The sequence below is a fragment of the uncultured Butyricimonas sp. genome (assembly GCF_959596855.1).
GTDB classification, from domain to species: domain Bacteria; phylum Bacteroidota; class Bacteroidia; order Bacteroidales; family Marinifilaceae; genus Butyricimonas; species Butyricimonas muris.
This window is the reverse complement of sequence record NZ_CAUFYA010000034.1, coordinates 11886-26285: the sequence shown is the minus strand read 5'-3', so window position 1 is coordinate 26285 and position 14400 is coordinate 11886. Positions and strand designations below refer to the sequence as shown.

The following is a 14400-nucleotide window of genomic DNA, read 5'->3' as shown; positions in this document are numbered from 1 at the left end:
AGATGAGTCCTGTTGTTTCTGTTATCATGAGTGTTTATGGCGAACCGGAGGAGTGGCTGCGGGAGTCTATAAATTCTATTTTAGAGCAAACGTTCAGGGATTTTGAATTTATTATCGTGAATGACAATCCCGGGCGGGAAGCTAACCGGAGGGTGCTTGGTGAATACGTGAGGAGAGATGGACGTGTTGTCGTGCTCCACAACGAGGAGAATATAGGATTGACGCGATCTTTAAACAGAGGGTTGGAAGTAGCCCGGGGAAAATATGTTGCGAGGATGGATGCCGATGATATTTCTTTGCCAAGACGTTTCGAAAAGCAGGTGGCTTTCTTGGAAGAGCATCTGGATGTGGGGGTGTGCGGGGCTAATATCCGACTTTTCGGATGTAGAAAAGGAGAACAAAAATATCCGGAGCGAGATGAGGATTGTTTTTTGTTTCAAGGTTCGCCTTTTGCGCATCCCATGGTGATGATTCGAGCAAGCGTCTTGAAAGATAACGGGTTGTTTTATAACCCGGATTTTCGCTACGCGCAGGATTACGAGTTGTGGAGTCGGATGAAGGGAGTGACTTGTTTTCATAATTTGCAGGAGGTGTTGCTGAAATACCGGGTAACTAACAAGCAAATTACAAGTAAAAACCATCAAAGTCAACAACGGCTTGCCGCTAAAATTAGGCGCAAAGGTTTTTGTAGTTTTTGCCAACGGAAAAGTATTGCTTATGAGTTGACGGAAAAATTGGCCTTGAAGCAACTTTTGGAATTTAAAAAGGTGGTTTTGCCTGCTGCTATTACACCTGGAGAAAGAAAAGCAATCAAGTATTTTTATTATTACTTGTATCGCTCCATTACGGCTTCGTCGGGTTTACAAGTTTTGTTATATTTAGTGTGTAGTGGGGATTTTAAGCGTTTTTCTATTATGGAGAATGCAAAAATTGTTGTTTATAATATTTTCCGTAATCGGATAATACCTATGTTATGATACTGGGGATACATTTGGCTAAATTTGAATGTTTTGTCTATTTGTTCTTTTATATATTCGGGTTGCAGTTACCAGTGGTTAGAACTTCTTCTTTGCTGTTGTTAGTATTGCTGCCCATTCGCTTCCTGTTTTTGAGAGGAGGATTTGATATAGCAAAACGGATGTTTTTACACCCTTATGTAGTTAGATTGCTTGGGATGTATTTATTCGTGATGTTTTACATGATATTATTGACAACGATGCATTTAGAGTTGGATTTAACATTGTTGCCGACGTTGATTAATGTCATGTTGCATTTTATAGTGGGAATATTTTTGGTGAGTTTACTGGTTTACAGGAAATATACCTTGGACGAGGTGTTAAGTTTGTTAATTGGAATTTTTGTGGTACAGTCGGTGATTCAGATCATGGCTTTTTTCTCTCCTTCCTTGCAGGGTTTTATCCAGTTGTTCCAAGGTAATAGTACAATAGAAGTTGCATCCAAATTTGCGGGTAGGCGAGGATTGGCTTTAGCGGGTACAGTATTTTTTGGTTTGGCGATTTTATACGGGTTGATTTTTCTCTTTTTTATCAAGAGGTGTGTAGATCGGGAAAAGTTTACTTACCGTGATGTTGTATGTGGTATTATTTTGTTTATTGGTGGATTTTTCACAGGACGGACATTTTTTGTGGGGGTAGGTGTTGCCGGTTTGTATTTTTTGTGTTCTTCATTTTCTTTCCTTTATAAGGTTAAGACATTGTGCAGGATATTTTTATTCATAGTACTTGGGGCGATGGTTATTTGGATGTCTTTAACGGATAGTCTGCAATATAAAGTTTATAATTTACTTTTATATGCTTTTGAATTTTTATTCAATTACTTGGAGAAAGGAACTTTAGAGACAACGTCTTCCAGCACGTTGTTTGATGATATGTATTTTTCGATTTCTTTACCTACTTTTTTTGTGGGAGATGGGCTATACACAGGTTATGATGGTGCTTACTACTTACACACAGATGCTGGGTATATGCGTAATATTTTGTACATAGGTGTTGGGGGATTTGTGTTATTGATTTTATTAGATGTTTTTTTGGTATTTGGTAGACAGGTATTGAGAGAGGGGAAAATGTTAAAATTTGGTTTATTTATTTTGTTTTATTTGGGGATTATTCATGTGAAAGGAGAGGTATTCGGTTATTCCGTGATGTTACATTGTTTCCTTTTTATCTACTATTTGTCTTACGTGTTTATAGAACAGCGAATATTGTATATACATGATCAGTGTCATAATTCCAACTTATAAATTTCAGGATTATATATGGGAATGTTTACAGTCTTTGGAGAAACAAACCCTGAATCCGGATGAATTTGAAGTAATTATAGTTTTGAATGGTAGTAGTCCATCTTATCATTCTTTATTGCAAGAATATATTGCTTGTAAATGTTCTATTGCAAGTAGAGTAAGAATTTTATATATAGATATTGCGGGAGTTTCTAATGCTCGAAATATAGGGTTAGATGCGGCATGCGGGGAGTATATACTCTTTTTGGACGATGATGATGTTGTATCTTCCAATTATTTGGAAAAACTTTATTGTTTGGCTGCGCCGCATACCGTTGTCGTGTCTAATGTCCTTGCTTTTAAGTATTCTATAAGTGAAAAAATAGAGGATTACTTGACGTTTAAAAGGAATAAAAGATATGGTTTGTTTTTTAATCGCTGCTATTTGTCCAATGCTTGTTGCAAATTGATACCTCGTGTAATCATTGGGAATAAAAGATTTGATGTAGGATTTTGCAATGGTGAAGATGCTTTATTTATGTTTGCTATTTCTGATAAGATAGCACATCTTGTAAAAGCTAGTGAAGATTGTATTTATTATCGGAGATTGCGGGAGGGATCCGCTTCGAGGGGGAAGAAAAAAACGAGCCAAAGGGTTAAAGGCATTATTCAACAACAACTTGCTTATACTTCTCTTTATATATGTGGTTTTTATAGATATAATTTCTTTTTGTATTTAAGTCGATTATTAGCCGTGCTAAAACAATGAATAAAGCACGAGAAGCGTTGTGTTAGGTTAAATTATGATTTTGGATTGATTCAATGAAAGTTTTATATATACATCAATATTTTGTTACACCAGATGAGCATGGAACAAGTCGCTCGTATTGGTTTGCGAAGAAGTTAATTGAAGAAGGATTTCAAGTTACGATGATTACTTCAACGAATGAATATAAACATAAAAAGCCCGAAATAATAGATATAGAAGGTATTCATGTTATTTATTTAAAAAATGAATATAGTCAATATTTTAGCAAGATAAGGAAAGTATATTCGTTTGTCACATTTGTTGTTAGAGCGATAAGGCAAGCCTTGAAAGAGAAGAATGTCGATTTGGTTTTCGCAACATCGACACCTTTGACAGTTGGTTTTATAGCTTTAGTGTTGAAGCGAATAAGGAAGTGGAAATTTGTTTTTGAAGTTCGGGATTTATGGCCGGAATTTCCGATACAAGTCGGGGCAATTAAGAATTCATTATTGATTAGAATATTGAGAAAGTTAGAAAAGACGATATATCAAAAAGCGGAACATGTTATTGCTTTGTCACCGGGAATGGCAGAAGGTGTATTAAATTGTGGGATTCCGGAGAATAAAGTTACAATTATAACTAACATGTCTAAAGGGGATTTGTTTTATCCGAGAGTGCAAACAGATGAACAATTTTTGAAGTATGGAATAGATAAAGCTAAATTTAACGTGGCTCATGTGGGGGCAATGGGGGTTGCTAACGGGCTGGATTCTGTTGTACAAACTGCGCATTTTTTGCAAGAGGAAAGGCGGGATGATTTGATAAATTTTATTATTGCTGGAGATGGAGCTACTTTGCCCTCTTTAAAGCAGCAAGTTGAAAATTGGAGATTGGGAAACGTGAAATTTATAGGAGAATATAACACGTATGAAACTTCGGAAATATTGAATTGTTGCGATATGAGTTTGGTTAGTTTTAAAAATTTGCCAATTCTTTATACCAATTCCCCGAATAAATTGTTTGATTCTTTATCGGCAGGGAAACCTATTATAGTTAATTCGGCGGGTTGGACTAAAAGACTTGTGGAGGATTTCGATTGTGGTTTTTACGTGAATCCGGAGGAACCGGGTGATTTAGCGGATAAGTTATTAATGATAAGTAAAGATAGTGAGAAATTGGAAGAATACGCTCGAAATTCAAGGAAGGTTTCGCTTGAGAAATTCGATAAATCAATACTTACATGCAAATTTGTTTCAGTTATTAATTCAGTCCTTCATGTATAGATCGTTTTTTAAGCGAGTTATTGATTTTGTCATAGCTCTAAGTATATTATTGTTATTTAGTCCATTGTTGTTGATAATAATAATTTGGCTTCATTTTGCAAATAAAGGAGCTGGTGTGTTTTTTAGACAAGAACGTCCGGGGAAAAATGGAAGAATATTTGAAGTGATAAAATTTAAATCAATGACTGATGAACGAGATCGTCAAGGATATTTGTTACCAGATGAGGATAGATTAACACGAGTGGGAAAATTGATACGCTCAACGTCTTTAGATGAATTACCCCAATTAATCAATGTTCTAAAAGGTGATATGTCATTAGTTGGTCCTAGACCTTTATTAGTACAATATTTGCCATTGTATAATCAAATTCAGGCTCGGCGTCATGAGGTGCGTCCCGGAATTACAGGGTGGGCACAGGTAAATGGACGGAATACTATTTCTTGGCAACAGAGATTTGAATACGATGTTTGGTACGTGGAGCACATTTCTTTTTATTTTGACTTGAAAATATTTTTTTTAACTATAAAGAAAACTCTTGCCCGAGAAGGGATAAATTCTCAAACTTCTGCAACAATGGAGGATTTTGTCGGAAATGATAATAGATAAATTATGGAAAAAATAATTATAGTCGGAGCAGGACAACATTGTCGTGTAGTTTTGTATAATGTAAAAGCACAAGGAGTTTATCAAGTAGCTTGTATTTTGGATGAAAATGAAACGTGTTGGGGAAGTTGTATTGATGGTATTGTCGTGGAGCCTTACAAGAATTTCGATAAGGATATACTTGATTCTTTGAGAAAGAAATATAAAACAAATAAATTCTTTATAGGTTTTGGTGCGATGAAGTTTCGGAAGAAGGTTTTTGAGTTTTTTCGAGAGCAAGGGTGGGAGGCAGTGAATATTATTCATCCTGAGGCTGTTGTTGCTGCTACCGCTCAGTTGGGTGAAGGTATTTTGATTGAAGCGGGATGTTTGGTAACGCCGGCTCCGGTTATTGGAAACAATGTTGTCGTGAATACAGGTTCACAGATTAATCATGATAATATTGTGGAAGATCATGTATATATTGCTTCGGGGGTTATTTTGTCTGGAGGGGTTAGAGTGAATGCAAATACACTTTTGGATGATGGGGTAGTTGTAACATTAGGATGTTGTGTCGGAGCGAATTGTATAATAGGTGCGGGTGCTGTTGTAACAAAAGATATTCCTGATAATGTTGTTGCTTATGGTTCTCCTTGTAAGGTGGTAAGAAATAATAATTGATTCTGTATTAATTTCCTATTTATGAAAGATAGAATTTGGCTTTCTCTCGCTCATATGGGTGGACGAGAGCAGGAGTTTATACGTGAGGCATTTGAAACGAATTGGGTGGTACCGCTGGGACCGAACGTGAATGCCTTCGAGAAATCCTTGAGGGATTTCTTAATTGAAAATGGAGAATTGAAAGTTGAAAATGAGGATAAGTGTGTGGTGGCGTTGAGTGCGGGGACGGCGGCGTTGCATTTGGGGTTGATACTTTTAGGTGTTGGCGAGGGGGATGAGGTGATTTGTCAGAGTTTCACGTTTTCGGCATCGGCGAACCCGATCGCTTATCAAGGGGCAACTCCGGTGTTCGTGGATAGTGAAGTGGATACTTGGAACATGGATCCGGTGTTGCTGGAGGAGGCGATAAAGGATAGATTGCTAAAGACGGGGCGATTGCCGAAAGCGATTATTCCGGTACATTTGTACGGGATGCCGGGGAAGATGGATGAGATTTTGGAGATCGCAAATAGATACCGGATATCCGTGCTAGAGGATTCGGCGGAGGCGTTGGGTTCGGAATACAAGGGACGGAAGTGCGGTACTTTTGGGGAGTATGCGGCGTTGTCGTTTAACGGGAATAAGATTATCACGACTTCGTGATGCGGGGCATTGGTTTGTCCTTGTGAAGAGAGGGCGAAACGGGCGTTGTTTTACGCCACGCAGGCGAGGGAACAGGCTCCGCATTACCAACACGAGAAGATCGGTTATAATTACCGGATGAGTAATATATGTGCGGGGATAGGTCGGGGGCAGATGTTTGTGTTGGAAGAGCACGTGAGGAGAAGGCGAGAGATACATGATTTGTACGTGAGGTTGCTGGAGGGGGTGAAAGGAGTGAACGTGATGTGTCAGCCGGGGGGGGGAGATTTTAAATAGAATTAATGGTTAAAGTTTATAAAATTTGAAACGGAAAAGGCGGGCTTCACACGTGAGGACGTGAGGTTGGCTTTGGATGCGAATAATATAGAGAGCCGCCCGTTGTGGAAGCCGATGCATTTGCAGCCGGTGTTCAAGGATGCGCCTTTTTACGGGAACGGGACAAGCGAGAGATTATTTGAGGTAGGGTTGTGTCTGCCTTCGGGACCGATGTTGACGGATAAAGATATTGAGAGAGTGGTTGGGGGGATTTTAGATTTATGATTTATGATTTTGGGATTTAGTGATTGCTGACGATTTGATTAATTGATGAAGATAGAGGATACGCCTCGGGAGATGAGTTCCCGGGGCTTTTTTGTTTTATAAATTAAAATATAGAATTATGAGAAATTTAATGAAAGCGAGGTTATTCTCTTGGTTGGAGGATACTCAAGAAGAGATGACAAGGGAAGAGATTGGTTTGATGGTACAGGAGTTCATGGGGGATTTGGAGAGGTGGCTTGACGAGGGACGGGATTACAAGGTGGTTGCCCGTGGGTTGGAGCGGGTACGGGTCCGATTGGCGGTTTCGTGCGAGATGTTCCGGTCTGGTGACGGGATGGAAAAAAAAGAAGATAGTCGGTCGGTGTGCGGTTGCCGTGTTGGAATTGGTGGAACGTGAGATCCAGCTGGTGCGGGAAGGATTGGAATACCCGGAGTGGTTTGGGGCGAGGTTGAAGGGGGGACCGCTTGCCGTTTGGCGTTCGGGTTCGTTTAAGATGGAGATTGTTGAATTGGCCTTGGGGCTTTTCTTGGCAAAGGTGTTGTGGACACCGGGTGGCAAGTTGATGGAATATGACGAGATTATCAAGTTGATGGAGTCTGTATTGGGAATAGAGTTGCCTAATTACCGGGAATTGAAGCGGGATATATTTAACCGGAAAAAAGAGTTGACGGTGTTCTTGAAGCGGTTGATCGTTTTGATTGAACGGGAAAGAGATGAGAAAGATGGTTTGTAGGGGTAAAAAATAGTGCTGATAAATAGAGCGTTATAAAGAAAGTTACTACACGTGTGCTTCACGTGTAGTAATGAAGTATCGGGGCGGGTGTAATTTTGCATTCAGTAAAATGAGAGAGAATTAGAATTAGTATTCATTTAAAGCGAGAGTATTATGGCAGAAGTAAAAAATTGTTTGGGAATTAGGGGACGGATAGGGGATTATGTTCTGTTCCAGTTGGGGGGCAAGACGTTTTTAAAAAGGAGGGTGAAAGAGAATAAATCCAACACGGAAAAACAACAAGCGATGAGAGCAAGATTTCGGGCGGCAGTGTGTTTTTACCAGCGGTTGAAAGAGACGCCTTTGAAACAGGTGTTGAGTGTGGCGGCTAGAGGGAGATGTGTTAGCGGGTATGCTTTGTTCATGAAAATGAATCTGAAAGCTTTTGGGGCAGACGGGAGAATTGCGGACTTCGCATTGTTACAGTTCACGGTGGGAAAGCGTCAACGGGCTTATAGTTTGGAGGGATGGATTGATCCGGCGGGGAGGGTGACGTTGGAATGGAGAAACGGGTGGATTAGCGAGTTGAGAGAAGGACAGGATCGATTGGAAGTGGTGGTATTGAAAGAGGAGTGTTCGTTTTCTCCGGAGTTGGTGAGCGAAGGTGTTACCCGGAATGACAGAGGAGCGTGTTTTTGGGTGGCGCATAAGCCGGGGCGGAAGGTACACGTCTATTGTTATTTTGTTTCCCCGGACGGGAAGGAGTTGTCGCAGAGTCAATATGTTTGTTTAAAAGAAAGAGTATGAATCCGGTGCAAGGTATGGTTAGTGCGGTCAGCGAGTTGATTGGGCGGCTGACCCTCCCGGCGAGGGAGAAGAAACAATTGGAAACGGATCTGTTGAAGGTTTTTATTTTTTTACCGGAATATTTTTCACGTTGAGTTTGAATGCATTTTTCACGCAATTGGCGGATAATTTGGTGGCAGGAATTTTGAGCGTCGTGGGAGGTGTGAGCAGTTCGGTTGTGGTGACTTGGTGCAAATACCGATGGGAACGGAAGCGTTCCGGAAGGTGAGAAAGGGAGAATGAAAATGGAGCCCGTTACAGGCTCCATTTTTTATCGGTTTTATTTTTTCAGTCTTTCGGTGAGAAGAGGAACGATCTTGCGAACATCGCCAACGATACCCAAGTCTGCCACGTTGAAGATCGGGGCAAACTTGTCTTTGTTGATGGCGATGATGAAGTCGGATTCTTCCATACCGGCAAGGTGCTGGATGGCTCCGGAAATACCCATAGCGAAGTACAAGTCGGGACGTACGGTTTTACCGGTTTGTCCTACCTGACGTTCGTGACCGAGAACTCCGGCGTCAACCATTGCACGGGAAGCGGATACTTCCGCACCGATGGTACCTGCCATTGCACGCAACATATCGAATCCTTCGGCATTACCTACTCCGCGACCTCCAGAGATAAGAACTTTAGCCTCGGTGATGTCGATCAGATTTTTGGATTCTTTCACGGTTTCGATAACACGTACACGGAATTTAGATTTGTCGAAATTGATTTTCACGTCTTCAATGTTGCCTTTCCGGTTCAAGTCACGTTGTGCCATGCGCATTACCCCGGGACGTACGGTTGACATCTGCGGGCGGTGTTCTTTACAAATGATGGTGGCCATGAGGTTTCCCCCGAACGCGGGACGAGTCATTAACAGACCGCCGTCCTCGGCTATTTCCAATCCGGTACAGTCTGCCGTCAATCCGGTTTCAACCCGTGCGGACAGGCGGGGACCCAAGTCACGACCGATCGTGGTGGCTCCGATTAACACGATGCTCGGCTTGTTCTCGATGATGATTTGGTGGATTGCTTGGGCATAAGGTTCCGTCGTGTAGGTTTCGAGTTCCGGTGCGTCTACACGCAACACGGTGTCGGCACCGTAAGCAATACATTCTTGGGCTTGCGTGGAAAGGTTATGACCTAATAGCATGGCATACACTTTCTCGTTCAAGGCATCAGCTAATTCTCTGGCTTTGCTCAACAATTCCAGAGCCACGTTTTGGATAATGCCTTCTCTTTGCTCGATGAAGACATAAACGTTTTTATATTGTGCTTTATCCATCTTTCAATTTTAGATTTTAGATCCTATTAATTTCTTGATTTATGATTTTAGATTTTAGATTCCGATCGCACAAATTCAACGTTTTGTTCAATCGTAAATCATAAATCATAAATCCGAAATTTTTAAATAATAAATTTCTCTTTCAACTTGTTGATAATGATATCTGCGGCTTCCGCGGGCTCTACCTCGTAGATTTGTCCTGCTGCTTTCACTCCTTTCGTGAATGATTTGAATACACGGGTGGGAGAGCCGTTCAGACCGATCTTTTTCTCGTCAACAGTGATGTTGTCGAAGCCCCAGACTTCTATTTCTTTGTCGTAAGCTTCCACGATTCCTTTCACGGACATATAGCGGGGTTTTACGCCTGATGCCAAGGCGGTTAACACGCACGGGGTGTCAACTTCCACCATTTGGTAACCTTCTTCCGTTGACTTTTTCACGGTAAGGGTTTTGTTACCGTCGAAAGTCAGTCTTTCCACGTAGGTTACTTGCGGTAAATCGAGGTGCTCCGCGATTTGCGGTCCTACCTGTGCGGTATCACCGTCGATTGCCTGACGTCCGGTGATTACCAGATCAAAATCCAAAGTTTTTAAAGCGGCGGCAATGGTATTGGAAGTTGCCAATGTATCGGCTCCACCGAATTTCCGGTCGCTTAACAAGATGGCACGGTCTACCCCCATGGCGTAAGCCTCTCTCAAGATAGCCTCTGCCTGTGGCGGTCCCATGGTAAGAACTGTCACGTGTGCATCGTATTGGTCTTTTAATTGAAGGGCAAATTCAAGTCCTCCTTTATCGTCAGGATTCATGATACTGGGTACCCCGTCTCTGATAAGGGTTCCTGTAACGGGATCCAGTTTGATTTCCGTGGTATCCGGAACTTGTTTAATACAAACAACTATCTTCATTTCAATCTTCTTTTACTTTAATAAATTTGCAGCGATCACCATTCTTTGAACTTCTGATGTTCCCTCGTAGATTTCGGTGATCTTGGCATCTCTCATCATTCTTTCAACCGGGTATTCGCGGGTGTACCCGTATCCCCCGTGGAATTGTACCGCTTTGGTGGTAACTTCCATGGCTGTTTCGGCTGCAAATAATTTACACATGGCAGCATCCGTGGAATAAGCCTCTTTTTGGTCTTTTTTGTAAGCGGCTTGTCTTACCAGTAAACGGGATGCTTCAATTTTGGTCTGCAGGTCTGCCAGTTGGAATTGTGTATTCTGGAACTGACCGATGGCTTTCCCGAATTGTTTCCGTTCTTTCACGTATTTCACGGTTTCGTCCATAGCACCTTGTGCGATACCCAATGCTTGAGAAGCGATACCGATACGTCCGCCATCAAGTGTTTTCATGGCGATGCCGAATCCTTTACCTTCTTGCCCTAACAGGTTTTCAGCCGGAACGATGCAGTTTTCCATGATCAATTCGCAGGTTGCAGAACCGCGGATACCCAATTTTTTCTCTTTTTTACCCACGGAGAATCCCGGGAAATCTTTTTCCACGATAAACGCGGAGATTCCTCTGGTACCCTTGGATTTGTCGGTCATAGCCATGATGATGTACACGTGAGCGTAACCGGCGTTGGTAATGAATATCTTGGAGCCGTTAAGCACGTAATGATCTCCCTCTTTCACGGCAATGGTCTGTTGTGCGGACGCGTCCGTACCGGCGTTTGGTTCGGTTAACCCGAATGCTCCGATCCATTCCCCTGAAGTCAGTTTGGGAAGATATTTGGCTCTTTGCTCGTTGGTTCCGTGTTCCATAATCGGGGCGCAGCACAATGACGTGTGTGCGGACACGATTACTCCCGTGGTGGCGCATACGCGGGACAATTCCTCTACTGCCATCGTGTAGAGTATGTTACTGCCTCCGGCTCCGCCGTATTCCACCGGGAATGGAATACCCATGATACCCAATTTCGCCATTTTTTCAACGGTTTCTATGGGGAATCTTTCTGATTCGTCCACTTCTGCCGCCAAGGGTTTTACCTCTTTTTCCGCGAACTCTCTTATCATTTGTAAGAAGAGTTGCTCTTTTTTTGATAGACTGAAATCCATTATTATTAATGTTTTTTTAGTTGAACGAAGCTAGTTGTAATTCTAAATCAGCATTTTTTTAGAATCAATGCCGTCCCCATGCCACCCCCTATACAGAGAGAGGCAAGCCCTACTTTAGCTTCACTGTTTAGCATTTCATATACAAGTGATACGATGATACGATTGCCGGATGCTCCGATGGGGTGCCCCAGAGCAATGGCACCACCGTTGACGTTTGTACGTTCGTTTATCCATTCTCTCGTTACGCCGTGTTGTGCCATCAACTCGTGAATTACTCCCAGTGATTGTGCCGCAAATGCCTCGTTTAGTTCAATCACGTCGATGTCGGATAATTTTATTCCGGCATTCTTCAACGCGTTGGCGATTGCGGGCACGGGTCCCATGCCCATGATAGCAGGATCCACACCACCCTGTCCGACACCGATGATCTCGCATAGAGGAGTCAGGTTGTTTTGTTTAACAGCCTCTTCCGAAGCGATCATCACGAAGGATGCACCGTCGTTGATTCCGGACGCGTTACCGGCTGTGACGGAGCCCTCTTTTTTGAAAGCGGGACGTAAAGTCGATAATTTTTCCAGAGATGTCTTTCTGTTGGGAAATTCGTCTGTGTCGAATTGTAAAGTCTCTTTTTTGACTTTATACTCGATAGGCACAATTTCAGCTTTGAAGTTACCGTTATCGATAGCAGCTATAGCACGCTTCTGCGATTCCATGGCAAATTCATCCTGTTCTTCGCGGCTGATAGAATATTTTTCCGCTATATTCTCTGCCGTTATTCCCATGTGGTATCCTTCGAAAGCATCCGTGAGGCCATCGAATACCATGTGGTCGATAACGGTTACATCTCCCATGCGATGTCCGTCACGGACATGCCCGGGGAGAATATATCCCGCTTTGGACATGGATTCGGTACCTCCCGCGATGATCAGATTCGCCAATCCCGCTTTGATAGCGCTTACACCGTTTAACACGGCTTTCATTCCGCTACCGCATATCATGTTGATACCATAGGCCGGTACTTCCTGAGGGATTCCCCCTTTGATAGATGCCTGACGGGCTACACCTTGACCCTGTCCGGCGGATAGTACGTTACCCACGATTACTTCATCGATATTTGCAGGGTTTACTCCGGTTTCCGCGATTATATTTTTGATTACCGCTGCACCGAGGTCTGCTGCTGATAATGAAAGAGTACTTCCTAAAAATTTGCCGATCGCTGTTCTTTTTGCTGCTACGATATATGTCTTCATTATTGAGGCATGGGTTTTAAGTTTTTAGAAACGATTAATTCACAGCCTGTTGCTGCTTTGATGTCATCTAATGTAAATTCACTGTTCAATTCTACCAGTTCGATTCCTGCCGGGGTTACGTTCATCACGCCCATCTCGGTGATGATCATGTCAACTTCGCCCGCGGCGGTCAACGGTAGGGTACATTCTTTTAGTATTTTGTGATTTCCTTTTGCCGTGTGTTCCATGGCAAGGATTACTTTTTTAGCGCCTACCAGAAGGTCCATGGCTCCACCCATACCCGGTGCTTTTTTGCCGGGGATAATCCAGTTTGCCAAGTTTCCTTTCTCGTCTACCTGTAAAGCACCAAGGATAGTTACATCCACGTGTCCGCCCCGGATGATGCCGAAAGAAGTGGCGCTGTCAAAGCTACAAGCTCCGTCTACAGCCGTGATGTATCCACCACCGGCATCCGTCAATTCCGGATTTTCTTTTCCTGCTTCCGGTTTCGGTCCCATGCCTAACAATCCGTTTTCGGATTGCAGCACCACGTGTACGTCACTTTGCAAGTAATTAGGAACCATTGTCGGTAATCCGATACCCAAGTTTACTACGTCGCCGTCTTTTAATTCGAGAGCTACCCGTTTGGCGATAACTTCTCTTACTTGATCTTTATCCATAACCGTTTTAATTTTTGATTTCAGATTTCGGATTTTAGATTAATGGTAATCATAAATCGTAAATCTCAAATCGTAAATGTAATTATTTATTTTTTCTTCTAACAAATTCCTGTGCGATAAATGAAGCCACGTCATCGGCATAAGTATTCATACCGAATCCGGCATCATAACCCAGTTCTTTCGCTAATTCGTGGGAGATACGGGGTCCCCCGCAAGCCAAGATTACCTTGTCCCGCAAGCCTTCCGCTTCGAGCATTTCCACGAGTTCAATCAAGTTTTGGATGTGAACGTCTTTTTGCGTAACGGTTTGTGAAACCAGAAGAGCGTCCGCTTTCAACTCGATAGCCTTGGCGATAAACTCTTCGTTGGGTACTTGACTTCCCAAGTTGTGAGCCTCTACCATCTCGTACCGTTCCAAGCCGTAGTGTCCGGCGAAGCCTTTCATGTTCATGATGGCGTCGATTCCCACGGTATGGGCGTCGGTTCCGGTACTGGCACCCACGACAATCAACGGGCGTCCGATGTTTTCACGGATAAATTCGTCCGTTTCGTGCATATCCCATTTCGTCCCTTCCACTTTAGGCACGTGAATATTCGTGAAGTCCACAGTGTGCGTGCAACTTCCGTAGCAGTTGAAGAAGGTGAATCCTTCGGTCAATTCCTTGTGGAATACGACTTGCGGGTTCTCGAATCCCATTTTCTTCAATAATTGTTTAGCGGCTTCGATAGCCTCATCCCCGGCAGGTACGGGTAACGTGAAACTCAATTGAGTTTTCCCGTCGTTCATCGTGTCGCCGTAGGGTTTTATTTTTTTCAGATCCAGTGTCTGGTCAAAATCATTTTTATCGGTAGAATATAATCCTCCACTCATAATTAATTGAAAATT

The 14400-nt window shown here is 42.7% G+C and carries 17 protein-coding genes and 1 pseudogene; 12 read left to right on the top strand and 6 right to left on the bottom strand.

Features of this window, described 5'->3' with window-relative positions; translation table 11 throughout:
* Positions 1-2: 2 nt before the first annotated feature.
* From Q5866_RS14280 to Q5866_RS14225, 12 genes and pseudogenes are all read left to right on the top strand, one after another.
* Positions 3-977: a glycosyltransferase gene (locus Q5866_RS14280; protein WP_303180922.1), complete on the top strand. Its 975-nt coding sequence runs from the start codon at positions 3-5 to the stop codon at positions 975-977.
* Entirely contained in the window at positions 974-2260 is a 1287-nt protein-coding gene (locus Q5866_RS14275; protein WP_303180921.1) for a hypothetical protein, read from the top strand. The genes Q5866_RS14280 and Q5866_RS14275 overlap by 4 nt, the downstream gene beginning before the upstream one ends.
* Positions 2232-3008 carry a glycosyltransferase family 2 protein gene (locus Q5866_RS14270; RefSeq protein WP_303180920.1) on the top strand — a complete coding sequence of 259 codons (777 nt, stop codon included), beginning with the start codon at positions 2232-2234 and terminating at the stop codon, positions 3006-3008. Before Q5866_RS14275 ends, Q5866_RS14270 begins: the two co-directional genes overlap by 29 nt.
* A 53-nt stretch (positions 3009-3061) precedes the next feature.
* On the top strand, positions 3062-4270 hold the full coding sequence (locus Q5866_RS14265) for a glycosyltransferase family 4 protein (RefSeq protein ID WP_303180919.1): 1209 nt from the start codon (positions 3062-3064) through the stop codon (positions 4268-4270).
* The gene (locus Q5866_RS14260; RefSeq protein WP_303180917.1) at positions 4263-4877 is read left to right on the top strand and encodes a sugar transferase; all 615 of its coding nucleotides are present in this window, start codon (positions 4263-4265) and stop codon (positions 4875-4877) included. Before Q5866_RS14265 ends, Q5866_RS14260 begins: the two co-directional genes overlap by 8 nt.
* A 3-nt stretch (positions 4878-4880) precedes the next feature.
* On the top strand, positions 4881-5534 hold the full coding sequence (locus Q5866_RS14255; RefSeq protein WP_303180916.1) for an acetyltransferase: 654 nt from the start codon (positions 4881-4883) through the stop codon (positions 5532-5534).
* Positions 5535-5555: 21 nt separating this feature from the next.
* Positions 5556-6716, top strand: a pseudogene (locus Q5866_RS14250) (DegT/DnrJ/EryC1/StrS family aminotransferase).
* A gap of 118 nt (positions 6717-6834) precedes the next feature.
* The gene (locus Q5866_RS14245; protein ID WP_099289814.1) at positions 6835-7113 is read left to right on the top strand and encodes a hypothetical protein; all 279 of its coding nucleotides are present in this window, start codon (positions 6835-6837) and stop codon (positions 7111-7113) included.
* The gene (locus Q5866_RS14240) at positions 7043-7450 is read left to right on the top strand and encodes an RteC domain-containing protein (RefSeq protein WP_141560852.1); all 408 of its coding nucleotides are present in this window, start codon (positions 7043-7045) and stop codon (positions 7448-7450) included. The genes Q5866_RS14245 and Q5866_RS14240 overlap by 71 nt, the downstream gene beginning before the upstream one ends.
* 153 nt (positions 7451-7603) lie before the next feature.
* A complete protein-coding gene (locus Q5866_RS14235; RefSeq protein ID WP_303180914.1) occupies positions 7604-8236 on the top strand; it encodes a hypothetical protein in 633 nt (210 codons plus the stop codon).
* Positions 8233-8370, top strand: coding sequence for a hypothetical protein (locus Q5866_RS14230; protein WP_227217287.1), 138 nt, complete (start codon positions 8233-8235; stop codon positions 8368-8370). The genes Q5866_RS14235 and Q5866_RS14230 overlap by 4 nt, the downstream gene beginning before the upstream one ends.
* Entirely contained in the window at positions 8367-8504 is a 138-nt protein-coding gene (locus Q5866_RS14225; RefSeq protein WP_303180913.1) for a hypothetical protein, read from the top strand. Before Q5866_RS14230 ends, Q5866_RS14225 begins: the two co-directional genes overlap by 4 nt.
* Positions 8505-8555: 51 nt before the next feature.
* On the opposite strand, the gene Q5866_RS14220 is transcribed toward Q5866_RS14225, so the two are convergent.
* The 6 genes from Q5866_RS14220 to Q5866_RS14195 form a co-directional block, all read right to left on the bottom strand.
* The gene (locus Q5866_RS14220) at positions 8556-9548 is read right to left on the bottom strand and encodes an electron transfer flavoprotein subunit alpha/FixB family protein (protein ID WP_099289817.1); all 993 of its coding nucleotides are present in this window, start codon (positions 9546-9548) and stop codon (positions 8556-8558) included.
* 122 nt (positions 9549-9670) lie between these two features.
* Positions 9671-10453: an electron transfer flavoprotein subunit beta/FixA family protein gene (locus tag Q5866_RS14215; RefSeq protein WP_227217285.1), complete on the bottom strand. Its 783-nt coding sequence runs from the start codon at positions 10451-10453 to the stop codon at positions 9671-9673.
* A gap of 12 nt (positions 10454-10465) precedes the next feature.
* Positions 10466-11605 carry an acyl-CoA dehydrogenase gene (locus Q5866_RS14210; protein ID WP_099289819.1) on the bottom strand — a complete coding sequence of 380 codons (1140 nt, stop codon included), beginning with the start codon at positions 11603-11605 and terminating at the stop codon, positions 10466-10468.
* Between the two features lie 47 nt (positions 11606-11652).
* Positions 11653-12855: an acetyl-CoA C-acetyltransferase gene (locus Q5866_RS14205; protein WP_227217284.1), complete on the bottom strand. Its 1203-nt coding sequence runs from the start codon at positions 12853-12855 to the stop codon at positions 11653-11655.
* A complete protein-coding gene (locus Q5866_RS14200) occupies positions 12855-13514 on the bottom strand; it encodes a 3-oxoacid CoA-transferase subunit B (RefSeq protein WP_099289821.1) in 660 nt (219 codons plus the stop codon). Before Q5866_RS14200 ends, Q5866_RS14205 begins: the two co-directional genes overlap by 1 nt.
* A gap of 82 nt (positions 13515-13596) precedes the next feature.
* Complete coding sequence (locus tag Q5866_RS14195; protein ID WP_099289822.1) at positions 13597-14385, bottom strand: OAM dimerization domain-containing protein; 789 nt, start codon at positions 14383-14385, stop codon at positions 13597-13599.
* Positions 14386-14400: the final 15 nt, after the last annotated feature.